This is a genomic window from Pseudomonas sp. IT-P253 (assembly GCF_949768125.1).
Taxonomy (GTDB): domain Bacteria; phylum Pseudomonadota; class Gammaproteobacteria; order Pseudomonadales; family Pseudomonadaceae; genus Aquipseudomonas.
The window spans coordinates 59,698-82,552 of sequence record NZ_CATKPT010000016.1; the positions used below are offsets into that span (position 1 = coordinate 59,698).

At 59.6% G+C, this 22,855-nt stretch carries 16 protein-coding genes, 4 tRNA genes and 1 riboswitch; of the genes, 12 read left to right on the plus strand and 8 right to left on the minus strand.

All coding sequences use genetic code 11. The features are described from left to right. Complete coding sequence (locus tag ACM6IR_RS10770) at window positions 1-510, minus strand: 6,7-dimethyl-8-ribityllumazine synthase (RefSeq protein WP_007943897.1); 510 nt, start codon at window positions 508-510, stop codon at window positions 1-3. A 102-nt stretch (window positions 511-612) separates the two neighbouring features. Next, window positions 613-784, minus strand: a riboswitch (FMN riboswitch). A gap of 196 nt (window positions 785-980) precedes the next feature. Between ACM6IR_RS10770 and ltaE the strand changes: the two genes are divergently transcribed. From ltaE to ACM6IR_RS10805, 7 genes are all read left to right on the plus strand, one after another. Next, a complete protein-coding gene (gene ltaE, locus ACM6IR_RS10775) occupies window positions 981-1,985 on the plus strand; it encodes a low-specificity L-threonine aldolase (RefSeq protein WP_414907695.1) in 1,005 nt (334 codons plus the stop codon). A gap of 146 nt (window positions 1,986-2,131) precedes the next feature. Further along, window positions 2,132-4,756, plus strand: a complete 2,625-nt coding sequence (alaS, locus tag ACM6IR_RS10780) for an alanine--tRNA ligase (protein ID WP_414907696.1) — start codon at window positions 2,132-2,134, stop codon at window positions 4,754-4,756. Between the two features lie 91 nt (window positions 4,757-4,847). Next, complete coding sequence (locus tag ACM6IR_RS10785) at window positions 4,848-6,089, plus strand: aspartate kinase (RefSeq protein WP_031319071.1); 1,242 nt, start codon at window positions 4,848-4,850, stop codon at window positions 6,087-6,089. 187 nt (window positions 6,090-6,276) lie between these two features. Continuing rightward, entirely contained in the window at window positions 6,277-6,465 is a 189-nt protein-coding gene (gene csrA / locus ACM6IR_RS10790) for a carbon storage regulator CsrA (protein WP_002554426.1), read from the plus strand. Window positions 6,466-6,527: 62 nt separating this feature from the next. Then, window positions 6,528-6,618, plus strand: a tRNA-Ser gene (locus ACM6IR_RS10795). Window positions 6,619-6,725: 107 nt separating this feature from the next. Beyond that, window positions 6,726-6,802: transfer RNA gene (locus tag ACM6IR_RS10800), tRNA-Arg, on the plus strand. Between the two features lie 71 nt (window positions 6,803-6,873). Continuing rightward, window positions 6,874-6,950 (plus strand) — tRNA-Arg (locus ACM6IR_RS10805). Window positions 6,951-6,969: 19 nt separating this feature from the next. Here ACM6IR_RS10805 and ACM6IR_RS10810 read toward each other — a convergent pair. Beyond that, window positions 6,970-7,488: a cell envelope protein SmpA gene (locus tag ACM6IR_RS10810; protein WP_414907697.1), complete on the minus strand. Its 519-nt coding sequence runs from the start codon at window positions 7,486-7,488 to the stop codon at window positions 6,970-6,972. Window positions 7,489-7,808: 320 nt separating this feature from the next. Here ACM6IR_RS10810 and mgtE point away from each other — a divergent pair, with 320 nt between their 5' ends. Beyond that, window positions 7,809-9,251, plus strand: coding sequence for a magnesium transporter (gene mgtE, locus ACM6IR_RS10815; RefSeq protein ID WP_414907698.1), 1,443 nt, complete (start codon window positions 7,809-7,811; stop codon window positions 9,249-9,251). A gap of 99 nt (window positions 9,252-9,350) precedes the next feature. Here the strand turns inward: mgtE and ACM6IR_RS10820 are convergent, their stop codons facing one another. Beyond that, the gene (locus ACM6IR_RS10820) at window positions 9,351-9,677 is read right to left on the minus strand and encodes an Arc family DNA-binding protein (RefSeq protein WP_003178899.1); all 327 of its coding nucleotides are present in this window, start codon (window positions 9,675-9,677) and stop codon (window positions 9,351-9,353) included. Between the two features lie 385 nt (window positions 9,678-10,062). On the opposite strand from ACM6IR_RS10820, the gene phnN reads away from it, so the two are divergent. Both phnN and ACM6IR_RS10830 read left to right on the plus strand, forming a co-directional pair. After that, window positions 10,063-10,635 (plus strand): phosphonate metabolism protein/1,5-bisphosphokinase (PRPP-forming) PhnN, encoded by a 573-nt coding sequence (phnN, locus tag ACM6IR_RS10825; RefSeq protein ID WP_414907699.1) that lies wholly within the window; start codon window positions 10,063-10,065, stop codon window positions 10,633-10,635. Window positions 10,636-10,823: 188 nt separating this feature from the next. Next, window positions 10,824-10,900, plus strand: a tRNA-Arg gene (locus tag ACM6IR_RS10830). 186 nt (window positions 10,901-11,086) lie between these two features. Here the strand turns inward: ACM6IR_RS10830 and ACM6IR_RS10835 are convergent. From ACM6IR_RS10835 to ACM6IR_RS10855, 5 genes are all read right to left on the minus strand, one after another. After that, complete coding sequence (locus ACM6IR_RS10835) at window positions 11,087-14,185, minus strand: efflux RND transporter permease subunit (protein WP_414907700.1); 3,099 nt, start codon at window positions 14,183-14,185, stop codon at window positions 11,087-11,089. Further along, window positions 14,182-15,294: an efflux RND transporter periplasmic adaptor subunit gene (locus ACM6IR_RS10840; RefSeq protein ID WP_414907701.1), complete on the minus strand. Its 1,113-nt coding sequence runs from the start codon at window positions 15,292-15,294 to the stop codon at window positions 14,182-14,184. The genes ACM6IR_RS10835 and ACM6IR_RS10840 overlap by 4 nt, the downstream gene beginning before the upstream one ends. A 27-nt stretch (window positions 15,295-15,321) precedes the next feature. After that, window positions 15,322-16,839: an efflux transporter outer membrane subunit gene (locus ACM6IR_RS10845; protein ID WP_414907712.1), complete on the minus strand. Its 1,518-nt coding sequence runs from the start codon at window positions 16,837-16,839 to the stop codon at window positions 15,322-15,324. Window positions 16,840-16,956: 117 nt separating this feature from the next. Further along, on the minus strand, window positions 16,957-17,172 hold the full coding sequence (locus ACM6IR_RS10850) for a hypothetical protein (protein ID WP_414907713.1): 216 nt from the start codon (window positions 17,170-17,172) through the stop codon (window positions 16,957-16,959). A gap of 148 nt (window positions 17,173-17,320) precedes the next feature. Beyond that, window positions 17,321-20,215, minus strand: a complete 2,895-nt coding sequence (locus ACM6IR_RS10855; RefSeq protein WP_414907702.1) for an AAA family ATPase — start codon at window positions 20,213-20,215, stop codon at window positions 17,321-17,323. A 321-nt stretch (window positions 20,216-20,536) separates the two neighbouring features. Here ACM6IR_RS10855 and ACM6IR_RS10860 point away from each other — a divergent pair, with 321 nt between their 5' ends. Both ACM6IR_RS10860 and ACM6IR_RS10865 read left to right on the plus strand, forming a co-directional pair. After that, window positions 20,537-22,195, plus strand: coding sequence for a bifunctional 3-(3-hydroxy-phenyl)propionate/3-hydroxycinnamic acid hydroxylase (locus ACM6IR_RS10860; protein ID WP_414907703.1), 1,659 nt, complete (start codon window positions 20,537-20,539; stop codon window positions 22,193-22,195). Between the two features lie 2 nt (window positions 22,196-22,197). Next, complete coding sequence (locus ACM6IR_RS10865) at window positions 22,198-22,851, plus strand: TetR/AcrR family transcriptional regulator (RefSeq protein ID WP_414907704.1); 654 nt, start codon at window positions 22,198-22,200, stop codon at window positions 22,849-22,851. Window positions 22,852-22,855 lie beyond the last annotated feature (4 nt).

A 22,855-nucleotide genomic window follows, 5' to 3' on the forward strand; every position in this document is an offset into this window, starting at 1 on the left:
TTAGACGGCTACTGCGCGTGGCTCGCTACGACGCAATGCGCGCATCTTGTGCAGCGTATCCGCACAGGTCTTTGCCGCTTCCTGGCCCTTGTGCACAAAGTGCTCGAAGAAAAACTTTTGATGTTCTTCGCCAGCATGGAAGTGGTGCGGGGTCAAAACCACCGAGAACACCGGCACTTCGGTTTCCAGTTGAACCTGCATCAGGCCGCTGATCACCGATTGGGCAACGAATTCGTGGCGATAGATGCCGCCGTCGACGACCAGACCTGCTGCGACAATGCCAGCATATCGACCGGACTTGGCCAGCAGCTTGGCGTGCAACGGGATTTCAAAGGCACCGCCGACTTCGAAGAAATCGATCTCTGATTCCTGGTAACCCTGAGCGATCATTTCGGCGACGAAGCCCTTACGGCTCTGATCGACGATTTCCTTGTGCCAGCAGGCCTGGATGAACGCAACGCGCTCGCCCTGATGGTTTTTGCTTTTGCTGTCGATTGCGGTGGGTTGCATGTTCTGATTCCTGTTTGTGTAAAAAACAGGGCTTATGAATCGAATGGGATTTAAGGGTACGCTCGCTCGCACGAATGCCCGCGGACGGCCCTTTGGTGCCAATCCCGTTCTCTCTTCATCCGGACTATGACCGTCGGCCCCGGAATCACACCGGGTCTGCTGACCTTGCCGTCATCCACAGCCATTGCCGTGCCTGTCGCCAAGCGCTCGCGGGCTATGCGCGTTGCGCGCAATTACCGCCGGTGGGGAGTTGCACCCCGCCCTGAGAACGTTTTGCCGCCAGATTGTTTGGCTGCGCAGCGTTTTTAACACATATTTCTCACCTGTGCATCGCTGCTATCTGATGATTGCTATCGACTTTTTCGTCGGTTCGAGAAGCCTTTTCTTACTTAAGGGTTGATTATTCGTCGGTATGACCGCAGTAATTCCTACTTGAAAGGGATTTTCCCCTGCTTACCGAGGCCAGATTCATGAGCGTTATCGATCTTCGCAGCGATACAGTCACCCAACCGTCCGCCGGGATGCTCGACGCGATGGCCAAAGCGGCCACGGGTGACGACGTTTACGGCGAAGATCCGACGGTCAATCGTCTGGAAGCCGAACTGGCAAAACGCCTGGGTTTTGCTGCTGCGTTGTTTGTCCCGACGGGCACCATGAGCAATCTGCTGGGTCTGATGGCCCACTGCGAGCGCGGTGACGAGTACATCGTTGGCCAGCAGGCGCACACTTATAAGTACGAAGGGGGCGGTGCGGCGGTGCTCGGTTCGATCCAGCCGCAACCACTGGAAGTGCAGGCTGACGGTTCGCTGGATTTGGCCCAGGTAGCTGCCGCCATCAAGCCGGACGATTTCCATTTCGCGCGCACCCGCTTGCTGGCGCTGGAAAACACCATGCAGGGCAAGGTTCTGCCGTTGGATTATCTGGTCAAGGCCCGCAGTTTTACCCGCGAGCATGGTTTGCAGCTGCACCTGGACGGCGCTCGGCTGTACAACGCAGCGGTCAAGTTGGGTGTCGACGCCCGGGAAATTACTCAGCATTTCGATTCCGTTTCGGTTTGCCTGTCCAAAGGCTTGGGCGCGCCGATCGGTTCGGTGTTGTGTGGTTCGGACGAATTGATCGGTAAGGCGCGGCGTCTGCGCAAGATGGTCGGTGGCGGCATGCGCCAGGCCGGGATTCTGGCGGCAGCAGGTTTGTATGCGTTGGATAACAACGTCCAGCGGCTGGCCGACGATCACGCCAATGCCCAACTTCTGGCCGAAGGCCTGCGAGCGGCGGGTTATGAGGTCGAGCCGGTGCAGACCAACATGGTATACGTGGCGATGGGCGACAAGGCTGAAGCCATCAAGGCCTTTGCCGCCGAGCGGGGCATCAAGCTCAGCGCTGCCGGTCGCCTGCGAATGGTCACGCATATGGACGTCAGTCGTGCGCAAATCGAGCAGGTCGTCGCTACATTTGTCGACTTTTCTCGCAACTGACCGTGTTAGCGGTCCAATTGACTGTTTGTAACGTACAAACACACTGTACCTAGTCACTAACGCCGATATAATGCGGCCCTTTGCCGTCGCTTCGTCTGTTGACGTTTCGCACAGGCCTTTGGCCGCAGCCTCCGTGGAAGAACCTAATGAAAAGCGCAGAAATCCGTGAAGCCTTCCTTCGCTTCTTCGAAGAGCAAGGCCACACCCGTGTAGCCTCCAGCTCTTTGATTCCGGGCAACGACCCAACCCTGCTGTTCACTAACGCGGGGATGAACCAGTTCAAGGACTGTTTCCTGGGCCAGGAAAAGCGCGCGTACACCCGCGCTGTCAGCAGCCAGAAATGCGTGCGCGCCGGCGGCAAGCACAACGACCTGGAAAACGTCGGTTATACCGCTCGTCACCACACCTTCTTCGAAATGCTGGGTAACTTCAGCTTCGGTGATTACTTCAAGCGTGACGCGATCACCTACGCCTGGAACTTTCTGACTTCCGATCAGTGGCTGAACCTGCCGAAGGAAAAGCTCTGGGTCACCGTCTACGCCAGCGATGACGAGGCGTACGACATCTGGACCAAGGAAATCGGCGTTCCGGCCGAGCGCATGGTTCGCATCGGCGACAACAAGGGTGCGCCGTACGCATCCGACAACTTCTGGACCATGGGCGATACCGGCCCGTGCGGTCCTTGCACCGAGATTTTCTACGATCACGGCGCCGACATCTGGGGCGGCCCACCGGGTTCGCCGGAAGAAGACGGCGACCGTTACATCGAAATCTGGAACAACGTGTTCATGCAGTTCAACCGCACTGCAGACGGCGTGTTGCATCCGCTGCCTGCTCCGTCGGTCGACACCGGCATGGGCCTGGAGCGGATCAGTGCCGTGCTGCAGCACGTTCACTCGAACTATGAAATCGACCTGTTCCAAAGCCTGCTGAGCGCATCGGCCAAGGCCATCGGTTGCACCAACGACAATCAGGCGTCCCTGAAAGTCGTGGCTGACCACATTCGCTCTTGCGGCTTCCTGATTGCCGATGGCGTATTGCCGTCCAACGAAGGTCGTGGCTATGTGCTGCGCCGGATCATTCGCCGTGCTTGCCGTCACGGCAACAAACTGGGGGCCAAGGGCAGCTTCTTCTATCAGATCGTCGGGGCCCTGGTCGCCGAGATGGGTGAAGCCTTCCCTGAGCTGAAATCCCAGCAGGCACACATCGAACGCGTCTTGAAAGCTGAAGAAGAGCAGTTTGCCAAGACCCTGGAGCAAGGCCTGAAGATCCTCGAGCAGGATCTGGCCGAACTCAAAGGTGACGTGGTGCCGGGCGACGTAGTGTTCAAACTCTACGACACCTACGGTTTCCCGATGGACCTGACCGGCGACATCGCTCGTGAGCGTAGCCTGACCATCGACGAAGCAGGCTTCGAGCGCGAAATGGAAGCCCAGCGCGTCCGTGCCCGTTCCGCCAGCTCCTTCGGCATGGACTACAACAGCCTGGTCAAGGTTGATGTGGCCACCGAGTTTACCGGCTACAAAGCGACCAGCGGTTCAGCGAAAATCGTTGCCCTCTATAAAGAAGGGCAATCAGTCGACGTATTGAGTGAAGGCGAAGAGGGCGTGATCGTTCTCAACCAGACGCCGTTCTACGCTGAATCCGGCGGTCAGATTGGTGACTGTGGGTATCTGCAGGCCGGCAACAGCCGTTTCGACGTGCGCGATACCACCAAAACCGGCGGTGCGTTCCTGCATCACGGTGTGTTGGCATCGGGTAGTCTGATCATTGGGGCTCCGGTTGAGGCTCATGTCGAAGCTGACGTGCGTCACGCGACTTCGCTGAACCACTCGGCGACTCACCTGCTGCACGCCGCGTTGCGTCAGGTGCTGGGCGATCACGTTCAGCAGAAAGGCTCGTTGGTCGACAGTCAGCGCCTGCGCTTCGACTTCAGTCACTTCGAGGCCATCAAGCCAGAGCAATTGAAGGCGCTGGAAGACATCGTCAACGCCGAGATTCGCAAGAACTCCGTCGTTGAAACCGAAGAAACCGACATCGAAACCGCCAAGCAAAAAGGCGCCATGGCGCTGTTTGGCGAGAAGTACGGCGACAATGTGCGCGTGCTGAGCATGGGCGGTGATTTTTCCGTCGAGCTGTGCGGTGGTATACACGCCAACCGTACCGGCGACATTGGCCTGCTGAAGATCATCAGCGAAGGCGGTGTGGCCTCCGGCGTGCGTCGTATCGAAGCGGTCACGGGGGCTGCGGCATTGGCCTACTTGAACGCTGCTGAAGAACAACTCAAGGAAGCGGCCAACCTGGTCAAGGGCAGCCGCGACAACCTGATCGACAAGCTGTCGGCTGTGCTGGAGCGCAACCGTCTGCTGGAGAAACAACTCGAGCAGTTGCAGGCCAAGGCAGCCAGTGCGGCGGGCGACGATCTGTCGGCTTGCGCTCTGGACGTCAAAGGCGTGAAGGTGCTGGCCGTGCGTCTGGATGGTCAGGACGGCAAGGCGTTGCTGGCATTGGTCGATCAGCTGAAAAACAAACTCGGCCGCGCAGTGATCCTGCTCGGCAGTGTCCATGAGGAAAAGGTCGTACTGGTTGCAGGTGTAACCAAAGACCTGACTGGCCAACTCAAAGCCGGTGATTTGATGAAGCAAGCCGCAGCGGCAGTGGGCGGGAAGGGCGGCGGTCGTCCGGACATGGCGCAAGGCGGTGGTACTGACGCTGGCGCACTGGATGCCGCATTGGCCCTGACGGTTCCATTTGTAGAGCAGGGTTTATAAGGCAGTGTGTCCGGCCCGCAGTCTAGTGGCGGGCCGGAACGCTGTTTGAGTGATTATTTGGGCGCCCTTCATGGGCAGAGGCGGCTTTGAAATGGCTTTGATCGTACAGAAATTTGGAGGCACCTCGGTCGGCACTGTCGAGAGAATCGAGCAGGTCGCCGACAAGGTTAAGAAATTCCGCGATGCCGGCGATGACTTGGTGGTCGTGCTGTCTGCAATGAGCGGCGAAACCAACCGTCTGATCGATCTGGCCAAGCAAATCAGTGGCGACGGCCAACCGGTTCCGCGTGAGCTGGACGTGATCGTCTCCACCGGTGAGCAGGTGACGATTGCACTGTTGGCCATGGCGCTGATCAAGCGCGGCGTGCCAGCGGTGTCCTACACCGGCAACCAGGTGCGAATCCTGACGGACAGCGCGCACAATAAAGCGCGTATCTTGCAGATTGATGACCAGAAGATTCGCGGTGATCTGAAGGCCGGTCGTGTGGTGGTTGTTGCCGGTTTCCAGGGTGTCGACGAGCACGGCAACATCACCACTCTCGGTCGTGGCGGTTCCGACACCACTGGCGTGGCGCTGGCAGCAGCCTTGAAGGCTGACGAATGCCAGATCTACACCGATGTCGATGGCGTCTACACCACCGACCCGCGTGTGGTGTCCGTGGCCCAGCGCCTGGACAAGATTACCTTTGAAGAGATGCTGGAAATGGCCAGCCTCGGTTCCAAGGTATTGCAGATCCGTGCGGTCGAGTTCGCCGGCAAATACAACGTTCCGCTGCGCGTACTGCACAGCTTCAAGGAGGGTCCGGGCACCCTCATTACTATTGATGAAGAGGAAACCATGGAACAGCCGATCATTTCCGGCATCGCTTTCAATCGCGATGAGGCCAAGCTGACCATCCGTGGCGTGCCAGACACCCCGGGCGTTGCGTTCAAGATTCTCGGTCCGATCAGTGCCGCGAACATCGAAGTCGACATGATCGTGCAGAACGTTGCGCACGATAACACCACCGACTTCACCTTTACCGTGCACCGCAATGACTTCCAGGCCGCGCAAACCGTGCTGGAGAACACCGCTCGCGAGATCGGTGCCCGTGAAGTCGTCGGCGACATCAAGATCGCCAAGGTCTCGATCGTCGGCGTCGGCATGCGCTCTCACGCAGGTGTGGCCAGCCGTATGTTCGAGTCGCTGGCCAAGGAAAGCATTAACATCCAGATGATCTCGACTTCGGAAATCAAAGTCTCCGTAGTGATCGAAGAAAAGTACCTGGAACTCGCTGTGCGCGCTCTGCACACGGCTTTCGAACTGGACGCGCCAGCCCGCCAGGGCGAGTGATGCGTTTGCCAAAGGGCGCGGTCTGACCGCGCCCTTTGTTTTTTTGAATGGCGCGACCCAGGAACTGTTCTTTTGCTCGCGCTGGTCAATACTCAGGCATGTAGGGCTGCGATCGCTCCGGTTGTAGGTCGAGTGCCTTTTTTTTGCAGACTGTTGTCCCTGAAATGAAATGCGTGAGGAGAAAGGTATGCTGATTCTGACTCGTCGGTGCGCAGAAAGCCTGATTATTGGTGATGGCGAAATCACCGTGACCGTGCTCGGCGTCAAAGGAAATCAAGTGCGTATCGGTGTCAACGCCCCGAAAGAGGTTGCGGTCCACCGTGAGGAAATCTACCTGCGTATAAAGAAAGAGAAGGACGAAGAACCAAGCCATTAATTTTTATCGTTTTTTATGTTTGCAAACGGGGAAAAGGTTGGTTAAGATACGCCCCGTGTTGCGGAGAGCTGGCCGAGTGGCCGAAGGCGCTCCCCTGCTAAGGGAGTACACCTCAAAAGGGTGTCGGGGGTTCGAATCCCCCGTTCTCCGCCATTATTTGCGTAGTACGTTGTAATCTAGCTTCTTCGGTAAGTGTTTGAAATTACTAGAAAAAGTGCTTTACATAGAGATTAAACGGCCTATAATGCGCGGCAACAAATGCACTCGTAGCTCAGCTGGATAGAGTACTCGGCTACGAACCGAGCGGTCACAGGTTCGAATCCTGTCGAGTGCACCATTTAAGGGTTGTTTGCAGTAATGCGAATAACTTGGCTCTAACCAGTTGTGATCTGGTATAAAAACACAAATGCACTCGTAGCTCAGCTGGATAGAGTACTCGGCTACGAACCGAGCGGTCACAGGTTCGAATCCTGTCGAGTGCACCAAACAACAAAAAGCCCGCGTTTAACGCGGGCTTTTTGCCGTCTGGGATTTGGCTTTTCCTTTCGTGCATCCTCTCTCATCGAATTCGACGTGTGCGCTACGACCTCGCTTGGTGTCGTAGCGATAGCTTGTGGTCGAATTCCGAATGCTGATCTTGTCGGGTTTGCCAAGGGCGCTCTCGACATCCTGTTGGCTCATGCCGGCCACAACCCGTTGATTGATGATGGCCTCGCGACGTTCCCGGGCGCTGATCAGGTTTCCACATTTGTCCTCGCCCTGGCCGACGACAGTCGGATCTCGCCTTCTGATTTTCATACCTGATGTTTCACGGAAGTCGGCTTCCGGCATGAGCGCGGTCGTGTTGCCTGGCGTGAAGGTGTGCACTTCCTGAAGCGAAAGGCTTTCTCCAGTGGTGCAGCTCAGCGTGGTGAAGGTAATGCGTCCGTTGGCCGCTTCGCACCGGTGAATGGTCGTGGCCAGCGCGCAGGGAGGCGGGTAGAGCAGGGCGATCAGCAAAAAGCATCGTGCATTCGATGGCATCAAACGTCCTCCATGACGGTCTGATTCAAGGTTAGCTGCTACATTTTTCAATGGCGGTGTGTTTTCTTTTCAGAATGAGTCGTCGCATTTCGATGGATCAGGGCGGTGCACAGGTTTGTCTCGCAAGCGCTTGTTTCAGCCGCAATTTTTTAACATTTAAAACCGTCGGGCGGTGTATCATTGCGCCCGTCAGCCCCGCCGGGGCTTGTGGAATACCTCCATGGACTTACCCAGTAGTTACTCAGTATCTCGTTTTTCCAATCATGAATTGACTGATTGATCCTTCCGGCGTGCCCCGCTGCTGGGAGTGGAGTTCGCCTATGTCTGAAGTTGAAGTAAAGAAAACGCAAGAAAGCCTGCAGGACCGCCTCGCTCAAGTTATTGAGCTGTTGCATCGTCAGCGGGTCATCGAAGACCTGACTCACCGCCAGGAAGGTCCGCATCACGACCGGGTCGAGAACCTGGTTCACCGGCAAAACCTCGTCGAGCTGCAACGCAAGCTCGATGACCTGCACTCCGCCGACGTCGCCTACATCCTTGAAGCCCTGCCGCTGGACGATCGTCTGACGCTCTGGCAATTGGTCAAGGCTGATCGCGACGGCGACATTCTCCTCGAAGTATCCGACTCGGTTCGTGAAACCCTGATCGCCGACATGGACGATCACGAGCTCCTGGCTGCGGCCAAGGACATGGATGCCGACGAACTCGCTGACCTGGCCTCCGAGCTGCCGCGAGACGTCGTTCACGAGCTGATGGAAACCCTTGATGGTCAGCAGCGCGAGCGCGTTCGCTCTGCCTTGTCTTATGACGAGGAGCAGGTCGGTGCGCTGATGGACTTCGAGATGGTGACCATTCGCGAGGATGTCAGTCTCGAAGTGGTATTGCGCTACCTGCGTCGCCTGAAGGAATTGCCGAGCCACACCGACAAACTGTTCGTGGTCGATTACGACGGCGTGCTCAAGGGCGTCTTGCCAATCAAGCGTTTGTTGGTCAACGACCCGGAAAAACAGGTTTCCGAAGTCATGGCCAGTGACCCGGTGAGTTTTCATCCGGACGAGGATGCCTACGATGCAGCACAGGCGTTCGAGCGTTATGACTTGATCTCGGCCCCTGTGGTCGACAAGAGCGGCAAGTTGATCGGTCGTCTGACCATCGATGAAATGGTCGACCTGATCCGTGAAGAGAGCGAAAACGAAGTTCTCAACATGGCGGGTCTGCGTGAAGAAGAAGATATTTTTGCGTCGGTCTGGAAGTCTCTGCGTAACCGCTGGGCGTGGCTGGCCGTGAACTTGATCACTGCGTTCATCGCATCTAGAGTGATCGGTCTGTTTGAAGGCTCAATTGAGAAACTCGTGGCGCTGGCAGCATTGATGCCGATCGTGGCGGGTATTGGTGGCAACTCGGGTAACCAGACGATCACCATGATCGTTCGGGCCATGGCGCTGGATCAGGTCAACACCGGTAATACTTCGCGCTTGATGCGCAAGGAGTTGGCTGTAGGCTTGATCAATGGCCTGGTCTGGGGTGGTGTCATTGGCATCGTTGCCTATCTGCTGTATGGCAGTTGGTCCCTGGGCGTGGTGATGACCGCCGCTATGACGCTCAACCTGTTGCTTGCCGCATTGATGGGCGTTTTGATCCCTATGACATTGGCGCGGCTTGGGCACGATCCTGCAATGGGCGCGAGTGTGATGATCACCGCCATGACCGACAGTGGTGGATTCTTCATCTTCCTTGGGCTGGCGACCATCTTCCTGCTCTGACCGCTCTGCCTTAAACCCGCCAATCGGCGGGTTTTTAAATGCCCGGATTTCAGGCAAAAAAAAGCCAGCAATCATGCTGGCTTGGGGGGAGCGGATGAATCAGGAAGCGTCTGCGGCCATTTCGGCGTCATGGGCAATCAGCGAAACAAGAGCATTCTGCTGACGGTGGGAGAGTTGGCGGAAGCGTTGCAGCAGTTCGCGTTCGTGCAACGAAAGCTCTGGGCTGTCCAGGCGCATGCTCAATTCTTCACCGAGCGCGCCTTCCTGAATAAGGCTCTGTTCAAGGCGCGCGATGATTTCGGAGTTCATGCTGCGATGATGATTGCGAGCCACCTCGGCAATGCGTTCACGCATTCCGTCTGGCAGACGTACGACGAACTTGTCAGCCGTACGGCTGGAATAAATTGCCTGTTTCAATGGGCGCATATATTTAACCGGTTAGTTCAGGGGAGCGGTTCTCGGGATTGGCCGCAGGATGTCAGATAGGACAAGCGCTCTGGCCAAATGTTCAACCTGAATTGATAGAGGCTCGCATCATGCCTCAAAATAGCCAGTTCGTTGGCGTCAATTCTGTGACAAATATTGAACTGGATAAAGGCGTTATGCCAGCACCAATTATCAGAAATGCGGACTGGTTTGAAAAGCGTACCCAGGTCCACATCGCTGACCGCGTCCTCTTGCCCTACAGGGGATGTCTGAAGACGCCTGAAGGAGCATGCTATGCGGATTCGATCATTGTTCCTTACCTGTACAGGATAGTGGCAAATGGCCGATTTACTAGCGTAAACGTGCAGTAGGAGGCGAATTCAGGATGGATGGCAGGCTGATTTTTTTGATGGGGCCTTCCGGATCCGGCAAGGACAGCCTCATTGATGCTGCTAGAGAGCCATTGCGGGCACTCAATTGTGAAGTGGTGCGCCGAGTCATCACGCGATCGGCCGAATCATTAGGTGAAGATGCCATCGGAGTTTCCCGAGAGGAGTTTGAGCTGCGCAGGCTTAAGGGGGACTTCGCGCTGTCCTGGAGCGCCAATGGCCTTGATTATGGCATTCCGATCGAAATGGATTTATGGCTCAAGGAGGGGAGGCATGTTTTGGTCAACGGCTCCCGCGGCCATTTTGCGCAAGCGCTGCGCTGCTACCCCATGCTAATGCCGGTACTTCTAACAGTGGAAGATGACGTCCTGCGGGAGCGCCTGCTACGACGTGGTCGTGAGAATCAAGCGGAGATTGAATCGAGACTTCTACGCAACGATTCGTTCGCTTCAGATAGTCCCATCGGCGATACCAAGGTTTATCGGCTCGATAACTCGGGCGACCTCGCTAATACGGTGACTAATCTGTTGCACTTGGTGAGGGTTAACGCAGTATTGGATCGAACTTGATTTTGCGCCCGACGATTAACACGAGCTGATGGCTTTTTGGGGGGATGCAATTGGCACGATGAGCAGAAGGATGCCGCGCTGCGCTTCTGCCTACACTTAATAAGCGCAACGGACGACATGACAAACGCAGGGCAGGCCGTTAACATGCACGCCGTCTGTTTGTACCGCGTTCCTCGCGGGCAGCTTGTGTCTCAGTAGCTCAATTGGATAGAGCATCCCCCTCCTAAGGGGAAGGTTGGCAGTTCGAACCTGCCCTGGGACACCATATAATTCAAGCCTTCCAAGCCATTTTCCTGACTGTTGGTTTTTCATGATAACAGGGCGGCGGCAGGCGGTAGAAAAAGCCCCATTCAGGATGACCTGATGGGGCTTTTTCGTACTCACGGCTTATGGAAGTTGCTGATAGAAGGTTCCTTCGCGTCAATCGCAGCCTTGAGCGCCACGGCACTCATCACTCAGAAGCGAGCGCGACGTCACCCCTCACCAGTTGGGTGTCATCGACCGTCTGGCGGCGAACTTTGAACCATGCGGCGTACAACGCCGGGACGAAGAAAATCGTCAGCAGCGTCGCCACGGTCAGGCCGCCCATGATCGCAATTGCCATCGGTCCCCAGAACACACTGCGTGTTAGCGGTATCATTGCGAGAACGGTGGCCAGCGCCGTCAGCATCACCGGACGCGCGCGGTGAATGGCGGCGTCCAGCACAGCATTCCACGGGGCGCGCCCTTCGGCGATCTCGGTTTGTATCTGGTCGATCAGGATTACCGAGTTGCGCATGATCATGCCCCCCAGTGCGATGATGCCCAGGATAGCGACGAAGCCCAGCGGCGACTGAAACACCAGCAGCGCCGGCACCACGCCGATCAGGCCTAGCGGAGCGGTCAGCACCACCATCCACATGCGAGAAAAGTTCTGCAGTTGCAGCATCAGTAGCAGCAGGATGGTGACCAGCATCAGCGGGGCCACTGCAAGCAGCGCCTTGTTGGCCTTGTCACTTTCCTCCACCGCGCCGCCCACATCGATGCGGTAGCCCGCCGGCAGCTTGGCTTCGATGTCCTTAAGCAACGGCTGGATCTCCTGCGTCACCGATACACCTTGCTCGCCATCCTTTACGTCGGCACGCACCGTGATTGCCATGTCGCGATTGCGGCGCCACAGCACCGGCTCTTCCAGTTCAGAGCGCACCTGTGCGACTTGTGACAGCGGCACCACGGTGCCCTGGCGCGTGTAGAGGTTGATGTCTTTCAGTGTGCCGAGGTTCAAGCGTTCCTCTGGTATGGCACGGGCCACGATGTCGATCAGGTCTTCGTGCTCACGCAACTGCGACAAGGTAGCGCCGTTCATCACGGTCTGGGTCGCCAGCGACACGTCGGCCGGCGTGAGGCCCAGCGCGCTCGCCTTGTCCTGATCAAGCTCGACCTTCAGCGTGCGCACCGGGTCGTTCCAGTCAAGCTGGAGGTCACGCACCTTCGGGTTGGACGCAACCACGTTCTGCACCTCGCGGGCGATCCGGCGCACCATCTGGGTATCGGGGCCGACGACACGGAACTGCACCGGGTAACCGACGGGCGGTCCCAACTCGAGCCGGGTTACGCGCACCCACGCCTGCGGGAATTGCTGGTCGGCCGAGGCCACCAGCCGCGCACGTACCCGCTCGCGTGCATCCAGGTCCTTGGTCATCACAACGAGCTGGGCAAATCCCGGATTCGGCAGTTCGGGGTTGAGCGAGAGATAGAAGCGCGGTGCGCCGGCACCGGTGTAGGCGGTGAAGTACTTGACCTCCTCATCCTTCGACAGTAACGCCTCCATCCGCTTCACCTGCTCGGTGGTCGCCGCGATGGACGAACCCTCTTTCAAGCGCAGGTCTATGACCAACTCAGGGCGCGAACTGTTGGGGAAGAATTGCTGCGGCACAAACTTCATGCCGGCCAGCGCAAGTGCCAAGGCGCCAAACGTTGCTCCGATGACTAACCAGCGGCGTTCGATGGCCGTGTCGATCAGGTCCCGCAGACTGCGGTAGAACTTGGTGTCATACGGGTCATTGGCATGCTGGTGCTTGCCGAAGTCCTTGGGCAGCATCTTGACCGCCAGGTAGGGTGTGAAGATACCCGAGCAGATCCATGAGAACAGCACCGCTGCACCGACGATCCAGAAAATGCCACCCGCGTACTCGCCGGTGGTGGACTTCGAGAGGCCGATGGGCAAGAAGCCCACGACGGTGATAAGTGCGCCGGTCAGGCGCGGCATTGCGGTGGACTGATAGGAGAAGGCGGCCGCCTTCACGCGGTCCATGCCGGCCTCCATCTTCACCACCATCATTTCGATAGCGATGATCGCGTCATCGACCAGCAGGCCGAGCGCAATGATCAGTGAGCCGAGCGAGATACGCTCGAGGTTCCAGCCCATCGCCAGCATCACCAATGCCACGCCACCCAACACCAGCGGCACCGAGGTCGCGACCACAATACCTGTGCGCCAGCCCAGACTGGCCAGGCTCACCGCGATCACGATGATCAGCGCCTCCATCAGTGAGCGCTCGAAGTCCCAGATCGCGTCCTTCACAGTAGAGGGCTGGTCAGCCACGCGCTCCAGTTCCACGCCATGCGGCAGCTCAGACTGGATCTTGTCGACCGCCGTCTCCATCGCCTTGCCGAGGTCTACGATATTGCCATCGTTGGTCATCGTGATGCCGAGCATCAGCACTGGCTGGCCGTTGTGGCGGACCGTGTAGGTTGGCGGGTCCTCAAAGCCACGCGAGACGGTTGCGATGTCACCGAGCTTGATCTGCCGGCCGCCAGCGGCGATGGGCACGTTGCGGATAGCCTCTTCGCTGGCGAATTGGCCGCTCACGCGCACCATGACGCGGTCGCCGTTGGTGTCGATCTGGCCTGCGGGCAACATGGCGTTCTGGCTCTTGAGGCTTTCGGCAATGGCCAGCGGTGTAATGCCCAGCGCTGCCAGGCGTTCATGCGAGAACTCGACGTAGATATGCTTGGCCTGCTTGCCGATGACGTCGATTTTCTTGACCATCGGTACCTTTAGCATGCTGCGCTTGATCTCCTCGGCCGCGTCCGACAGCTCGGCGTGACCGATGCCGTCGCCCTTGACCGCGTACATCAGGCCATACACGTCGCCGTATTCGTCGTTTACGATCGGGCCGATCACACCGTCAGGCAGCTCGCGGCTCAGGTCGTTGAGTTTCTTGCGCGCCTGATACCAGGCCTCACGCTGATCAGCCTTGGAGGTGCCGCCGCGCACGGTGAGGGTCATACCCGCGTAGCCTTGCCGCGCGTAGGTGACCACCTTCTCGAAGTTGTCGATCTGCTCGAATTTCTTCTCCATGCGATTCAGGACCTGGTCCTGCATCTGCTGGGCGGTGGCGCCCGGCCAGATGACCATGGTGGTCATGGAGGGCACGGAAAAGTTCGGATCCTCGAGCTGACCCAGCCTGGTGAAGCTGAAGACGCCGGCCACCGCGACGAGGATGAGCATGAACAGGACGATGGCGCGATGGCGCAGCGCCCAGTCGGTGAGGTTGAAGTTGTTCATCGGGTGGCCTGCTGTGTGGTGTTCGCGTCAACGATCGCCGCGCCGGGAAGCGCGACCTTCAGTCCGGACGCGATCTTCTGCACCCCGGCGGTAACGACCAATGCGCCGGCCTGCGGCCCGGAGACGAGCACCTCGTCGTTGCGGTAACCCCACACCGCCACCGACACCAGTTCGACAGTGCCTACCGGATCCTTACCCTCGGGCGTGACCACCCAAAGCGCCGGCTGGCCGCCGTTTTGCGTCAGTGCCGTGGCGGGTACCGCCGCCACCGAGACACTCGTCATCATGCGCTCGGCCTTTACCGTGGCTGTGGCGCCCAACGGCAGCGCCTGCAGCGGCTTGAGCCGCGCGCGATAGGTGCGCGTCTGCGTCGCAGCCTGCGGCGACAGTTCACGCAGCGTGACATCGAAGGTCTCGTTCGGCGCACTGGCCAGCGATGCCTTGAAGCGCGCCTCCTTGAACACGGACAGCTGATCCTCGGGCACATCGACGACGATCTCGGACTCATCCGGATTCGCAACCGAGACAACTGGTTGGCCCTCCGCTACGACCTGTCCCGCCTCAAAGCGCACCGCCGTGACGACACCGCTACGAGAGGCACGCAGCACGGTGTATTTGAGTCGGTTGCGCGCGAGCTCAAGCTTTCGCGCCTCAGCCTCGGCGGTTGCATGAGCGGTCTGGGCATTGGTATGTGCACGCTCATCGTCGGCCGCACTGACCGAGCCGTCAGCCTTCAGCGCGGTCAGGCGCTGGCGGTCTGAATCGGCCTGGTGCGTCTGCTCGATGGCAACCGCCCACTGCTGTTTCGATGCTTCCTCTGCGAGGCGGTAGTCGCTGTCATCCAGCACAGCCAGTATGTCGCCTTCGCGCACAAATTGGCCTACGTCGACCTTGCGCAGGGCTATCTTGCCGCCTACGCGGAAGGCCTGGTCGACCTCATGCCGCGACTGTACGGTGCCCATGTAGCGACTGACTTCGCGGACATTGTCGTAGTTAATTGCGACGGTGCGTACCGGTCGTGGTGTCTGCACAGGGGGCTGGTTCGGGCTACACGCGCAAAGCATGACGGCTACGGCCAAGGCGCCGGCCGCAGTAAGGGAATTCTTCAAGGCGGTTCCTCTTTGAAAAACGAGTTCTTAGGACTGTGGTGGCCGGCCGGCTTCGGCGGCGACGGTAGGGATGGCAGGGTGTTCGAATACCTGCCAGCCCCCGCCCAGTGCTTTGTAGAGCTGCACACTATCGAGCAGCAGGCGGGTGTTGCTTTCATTGGAGTTCAGGCGTGCCGCCAGGCGCGCTCGTTGCGAATCCAGCAGCGGCAACAGGTCGATCTGCCCGCGGTTGTAGAGCGACTGGGCATGGTTCTGCGCTGATTCGGCGGACGCGGCGGCCAATTGCAGCGAGCCTGCGCGGCGACGTTCTTGCGCCAGCGTCACGAGGGCGTTCTCCACATCATCGAGCGCCCGTGCGATGCCGTCTTCGGCGCGCAGCAGCGCCTCTTGTTGAGCACTTTCGGCCGCTTCGTTGATCGCTTGTGTGCGCCCGGCGTTGAAGATCGGCATCGCCAGCAGGCCCGCCACGTTGGTGAAGCGAGCAACGCCGAGATCGGCGCCGTTCAGGTTCAGATCCTGGCGACCGAAGGACGCGCCAAGGAACAGCCGCGGGAACCATTCGGCCGCAGCCTCCTGGCGGCGCGCATTGGCCGCGTCGACCTGCGCCATCAGCGCCAGCACGTCAGGTCGGCGTTGCAGCAACGCGGCGGGCTGGCCCGGCTTGGCCTCGGGTACCGCCATATCTCCATTCGAGGGCTGGATGTTCGCGGTATTGAAGGACTGGTCGGCGATCAGCACCGCGATACGGTGGCGCGACACAGCCGCCAGTGTTTCCAGCGGCGGAATCTGCGCCCGCGCCGACAAGGCGTCGGTCTGCGCCCGCTCGACGTCGAAGGCGGATGCCAGCCCCACCAACTGGCGCGCGGTGACCAGACGCAGCGTCTCGTCCTGCATTGCGGAGATCGCGCGCAGCGTCGCGACCTGACGCTGCGCACCGACCAGTGTGAAGTAGTTGCTGACGACGTCGCTCATCACCAGCAGGCGCACACCGCGCATGCTGTCCTGCGCAGCCAGCGCATCGGCGTCGGCCGCCGCTGCTCCGGCGCGCAGGCGGCCGCTCAGATCGAGCTCCCATGAGACGTCCAGGCCCAGGCTGGCAGTCTTCGTATCTGGATAACCCTGTTTTGTGGCCGAGCTGTAGCCGCTGCTGCGATCGCTGCCGGAGGCGGATGCGCCGACGCTCGGGAGCAGCCAGGAATGGCTGATCGTTTCGCCGGCACGCGCGGCATGCAGGCGCTCGGCGGCAATTTTGACATCGCGGTTTTCGCGCGCTGCTCGGCGCACCAGATCCGTCAGCACGGGGTCGTGGTAGACCTCCCACCACGCGGCCTCGGGTTCCATCTCGGACGCAGTGCTCGCGGCGAAGTTGCTCGGCAGCTCGACCGACGGCTTGACGACCGGCGTGGAGCAACCGCCCAGGGCGAAGGCGATCGAAGTGGCAAGGGCGGCTGCAACTACGGTGAGCCCGGCCGGGCGCCCGGCCCGTTGCAAGGTCGTCCGGCCGGTGTGGAAGGGCAGTGGAAAGGAAACTGGAAGTCGCGGCATCGCATTGGACTCGTGTGGATTCGAGATGGCATCAGCGTAGGGCCCGGTGCGTGCGAAGTCGTCAACGAAGCGTCGCCGTTCGGTCGCCATATCGAGCGCTCATTTATGTTGGAGACGTCACTCGTCGTCGGCATCTGTCGTGTGTTCGCCAGCCGCCGACAAGAGGTCCGAGGCAATCGACTCCAGCAGCTCTTCGGCGGACGAGAACTCGCTCTGACGTCCGGTGACCAGGTTTTCGAGGCGGCCCACGAGGGCCCCCGGCGCGGCATCGCCACGTAGCTTCACTACGTACGAGCGGCGGCTTGGGTACTTGGATTCAGGGTTCAGGCTCATCGCAGACCAGGGGATCAAGAAAGTTCGACGACAGCGTAGGCCGCCCCCTGGGAGGAGTCGTAAGCGAAAGGTCAGACTTCGGTCGGGACAACGTCACCGCAGCCCTGTGGGAGCCGGCTCGCTCCCACAAGTTTGCGCCCTTAGCTCTTCAAGTCGGCTGTGCAGCCTGAAGCAGCGAGCGCGCACGTTTCACCAGTTCGGTTCCATCAGTTTCGGGTAACTGGTCAACCAGCGTCGCCAATGCCTGGTGGTCCTCGGCTGCGGCGTTGTGCTCGCATAGCTCGACCAGCGCGAGCAGCTCCAGCCACGGTGCTTCCTGGGCGCGAGCCTCCTCAACCGCGCGCCGCACCGCAACGCTGCTGGCGTCGGGCCGCCCCTGCGCTCGCGCGATCGCTGCCTCCAACAGCAATAGCTGCGGCAGGTACACGCGTTCGCCCAGTTCATCCCCTACCTGCAGTGCTTCCTCCAGCTCGACTTGTGCTGCGTTGCAATCACCTGCCAGCAGCAGCGCCTCGGCGGCATAGCCGAGCACCTCGCTGGCACCGGAGCGCATGCCAAGCCCAGTGTGTTCTTCGTAAGCCTCGCGGATGCAACGGTAGCCGTCGCGTGGCGCGCCGTTGCGCGCGTCGGCCCAGCCGCGCCACCAGCGGCAAGCCGTACGCCCCAGTGCGAGCGAATACTCATCGACCAGTTTCTGCATGTCGTCAGCCAGCGCTGCCACACGCACAGGGTTCCCCATTCGAACCTCAATCAACACCTCCTGCCAGGTGGCGACCAGCCAGGTCATCGGTTGACGAAGCGCCTGCGCGCGGATGCGCGCCTGCTGCATGTGGGCTCGGCCTTGCTCTACCAGGCCAGAGCGCACGAGTTCTATGGCCAGCATACCGTGCAGCATGACCTGAGGATCGGCCGCAAAGATCTCGTTCGCCCCGATGTCCAGCGGCTCGGCGATCGCGAGGGCGCGCTCTAGCCAACCGCGGGTCGTCTGTGTGCGACCCTGGAGGTGATGCACCTCGCCCTGCACGATGCACGCCGCGAGCATGAGCGCTGGATCGTTCGTCTCGCGCGAGAGGGTTTCGGCACGCTCCGCCACCTCCAGCGCCAGCGCATAGTCGCCGCGCAGACCGAGCAGATAGCCGAATCCATGCAGCAGTCGGCCGCGCATTGGATGCTCGGGTATATCCGCAAGCAGCGTGTATGCGCGTTCGAACGCATTCCTGGCTTCGCTGCCCACACCTATCGTGTGGAAAGCCGACACCCCTTGCAGCGTGGCCAAGGTAATTTCGAGCGCATCGCGCTCCCTCCCTTCAGGTGCTTGCGTCAGCAGGACCAACGCGCGCTCAGTGAGGCCGATGCACAAGATCGGGCTGAAGTTCAGCAGCGCCGCTTCAGCCGCCTCGGCGTAGTAGCGCAGCGCGATCATCGGCTGCCGAGCCCGGTCGAAGTGCATTGCCAGCTCCGAAGCAGCAACCGGCACGCCGACCGTGCGCTCGCGTTCGAGGGCAGCGCCAACCTTGCGATGGAGGTGGGTGCGCAATGAGCGCGGCGTGCGGTCGTACAGCACTTGGCGAAAGAGCGCATGCCGGAACGAGTAGGGTAGCTCCACCGTCTCTTCAACTTCGGTGGCCCGCGACCGCGTGAGCCACAGCTGCTCGCGCACCAGCTCCTCGCAGGTGTCGGCCACAGAAGCGAGGTCTCGCTCGAGGGCCAGCGAAACCGTCTCAACCCGGAATTCGACTCCGCACACCGCGGCGGCCGAGAGCAGTGCACGCTGCTCCTGACCAAGCTTGGCAATGTAGTGATCAATGATGGCCGCGAGGTTCTCGGGGACCGCCACACCGGCAAGCCGAGCCTCGATGGTGGCGTCGTCGTCCGTTGTGTCCATCACTTCACTGATGACTGACGATACGAACAACGGCACACCGTCAGTACGCTCGTGCAGGGCACGCACGAAGGTTTCATCGCGCGCCAGCGAGGCCGAACGTAGCGCAACATAGTCAGCGACCTCGGTTTCCGAGAACGGATCGAGCACCACTTCCTCGCACAGACGTTGCAGGCGCAGTTCGTGGCGCAACGAGCTGAGCGGATGATCGAGCGCTACCACCTCAGCGAGGCGGAAGCTCGACAGCCACATAAGCCGCGTGCGGCCACGTCGCCGCGCGATATAGTTGATGAGCTGGACAGTCGCCCGATCGCTCCAGTGCAGGTCTTCGGTCACCAGCAACAGCGGGCGCTGGTCTGTGTAGCGGTCCAACAGTTCGCCCATTTCCCTCAGCATGCGGTCTGGACCGATGCCGGAAAGCTCGCGACGCAATGTGTCTCGCTCTTCGGTAGTGCTCAGCCACGGCAGTTGCAGCAGCCAGGTCGGCGCCACGGCGCGCAGCAGCGCTGGCAGGGTAGGGTCGCTGCGACACAGATCGGCCAATGCCTCCAGCACCGGTAGATAAGGCTCGCCTGTGCCGTAGTGTTCCACGCAATGGCCGCGTGCGCAGGCGATGTCGCCAAGGCTGGCGACGAAATGCTCGATCAATGTGGTCTTGCCAATTCCCGGTTCTCCGGCGAGCCAGACCACTGCACGTTGGCCGCCGTAAGCGTGTTCCCACGCCCGTTGCAGCCTTGAGACCTCGTCGGCGCGACCGATGAATGGCGGCGACAGATGCGCGCCGGCCACCGGCACCGTCGCGGATGCAGGCAGCATCGAAGGTCCAGGGGACGGTGCGGCGATGAAGCGATAGCCGCGCCGGGACACCGTCTCGATAAAGCGGGGCTGCTTGGGGTCGTCGCCCAGCACCTTGCGTAGATCGCTGATGGCCGTCTTCAGCACAGAGTCGCTGACGAACCGATGCCCCCACACTGCATCAAGCAAGGCATCCTTGCTCACTAGCGACCCCGGCTGGCGTGCAAGTACGCACAGCAGTGTGAAGGGTGTTGGCGCCAACGCCACGGCTTCTCCGTTGCGTAACAAGCAGGCGTTGGCCTCGTCAAGATCGAACTCGACGAAGCGGAGCTGGACTGGGTTCGGATGGGGCTGCGGACGCGCCACGTTTGATTCCTAAAGACTAAAACATTCTTGTGCGCTGTGAGGCATGGCACTGGTTCGCCACTCTCTAGTACCGGGCCATCACTTCAATAACAACGCTGATCGGCTCAGAAGCCAAGCCTCGCTGGTCGGAAACTGACGCAGACCACTACCCGCTGACATCCCTCGACACAGCCCACTCGGCCTCATCCCAGTAAGGTAATGATCTCAAAAATTAATGACAACAGCATCAATATTGAAAAAGATCTCAATATTGAATACATTCACATTGCCTTGCGATGAGACCTGCGCGTCTCACGATTTCAATCACAATAAGGGCTCGAGATGAACAACAACAATAATGTTTCCGAATTGCCTCCTGCCGCCGTCGATGTACTGGTCATCGGTAACGGTCCGGTAGGCGCGACAATCGCGGCGCTGCTCGGCCGCTATGGGGTAAAGACTCTGGTACTGGATAAAAACCAAGAGGTGATGCTGATGCCCCGTGCCATTGCCCTGGACAACGAGGCGCTTCGTATCCTGCAACTCGCGGGATTGTCGGAAGACGCGTTCGAGAAGATCGTTATCCCTGAAGTGAGGATGCACTCCCCGGTACTCGGACAATTTGCTCGAGCCAATACTGAAGGATGCGTCGACGGCCATCCGAAACTTGTGACGTTCTATCAACCCGACCTCGAACACGCGATGCGCAGCCAGGTCTCCCGGCTGAAGTCAGTGACCAGTCTTGGCGGTTTCGAGCTTGAGAGTCTGGTCGAGGAGTCGGATTGCGTCGTCGCCTCCGTACGGGATCAGAATGGGCAATCGCATTCTGTTCGCGCCCAGTACGTGGTCGGTGCGGATGGCGCAAGCTCCAGGGTCAGAACACTGATTGGCCAGGAGTTTGAAGGACAGACCTATGCGGAAGATTGGCTGATTGTCGATGTCATGAACCGGCATAAGTCAGCGATTGATCACATTGAGTTTCTCTGTAATCCGCGGCGCCCAACGCCGCACATGCCCGCACCCGGCGGAAGGGAGCGTTGGGAGTTCATGCTGCAACCAGGTGAATCCCGGGAAGAGCTGGAATCCCCGGAAAGCATAGCCCGGCTAATTGCGCCATGGATCAACCCGCAGGAGTTGCAAATCGAGCGCAAGGCGGTGTATCGGTTCCACGCGCGCTGCTGCAACAAATTCAGCAAGGGACGCATCTTCCTCGCCGGGGATGCCGCCCACATTACCCCGCCCTTTGTCGGGCAAGGTCTCGTAGCGGGACTTCGAGATGGCGCCAACCTGGCCTGGAAACTGGCGTGGGTACTTCGCGGCTATGTCGCGCCTTCAGTACTCGATACCTATGACTTAGAGCGCCGCCCCCATGCCCAGGCGATGATCAATCTAGCGAAACTCATGGGCCGCCTGGTGATGCCCAAAAACAAGATCGCAGCTTTCTTCATCCATGGCCTGATGCGCATGCTGGCGTTGACTCCCGCTACCAGAAGGTACTTTGAGCAGTTGGACATCAAGCCGAAGAACACCTTCAAAAACGGCCTGTTCGTGCGGCATCGTAGTGGCGACAAGCTGGTGCGTGGCAGTCTGTTTCCCCAAGCATGGGTCCGTAACATGCAAAAGCAGATCAAGCTGAGCGACGATGCGCTTGGGCACAACTTGACCCTGGTTGGATTCGGTGTCGACCCGCTGTCAGTGCTGTCACCTGCTCAGATCGTTTCCTGGGAAAAAATGGGAGGCCACTTCCTACAGATCAGAGCATGCGGCCTGCGCTCAGGCAGCAGTTGCGACTTCATCGAAGACCTGAACCATGACATCCTGCCGCTGGCTGCCAAAGGCACACTTGTCGCGGTTCGCCCCGACCGGATCATCATGCACCACGCTCCTGGCGCAGAAGCAGACCGCCTCGTTCGAGACTGCATGAGCCTGTTGGCGAGCGCCGATGCCATTTCCGATGGTGTTTCCGTTACCATCAACGAGCACCCTCGACTTCGAGCCTGAAAATGCATTCCACCACTCCTTCTTCAGAAGCTACTGCGTCAGAATCTCTTACGAGAGGCCACAAAAAGCGTGAGCGCACACGTCGTGGCCTGGTGGACGCGGCATTGCGTCTTGTCGCACGTAAGGAAGTGGGGGAAATCGCGCTGCTCGAAGTGGCCGCCGAGGCGGCGGTCTCCAACGGCACCATTTACAACTACTTTCGTACTCGCGACGAAGTACTCGAGGCCGTTGGCATCGCCATGGCCGCCGAGTTCTCCGATGCCATTTCAGCTTTGAGCGCGGACGTTAACTGCGGCGCACAACGGCTTTCGATCGGCGTGCGCATGTTTGTATGCCGGGCAGCAGACGACCACCAATGGGCAAACGCGCTGCTGCGCATCATCCATCTCGATCAGGCTATGCGCTCGCGATTGGCTGCCCATGTACTGGGCGACCTGCATGAAGGTTTGCGCGAGGGGACTTTCGCTTACGAGGACGAAGGGATCGCCCTGGACATGGTCGTATCGTGCACAACCGGCGCAATGCGCTCAGTTGTCGAGGGGCGTGCAGTGGCGGAGCACGATGTGCGGGTCGCCGAAATGATTCTCAAGGCTCTGGGCGTAACACCTGCCAGAGCCAAGAGAATCGCCGGCAAGCCACTACCCGCCTTATTCTGAGGTC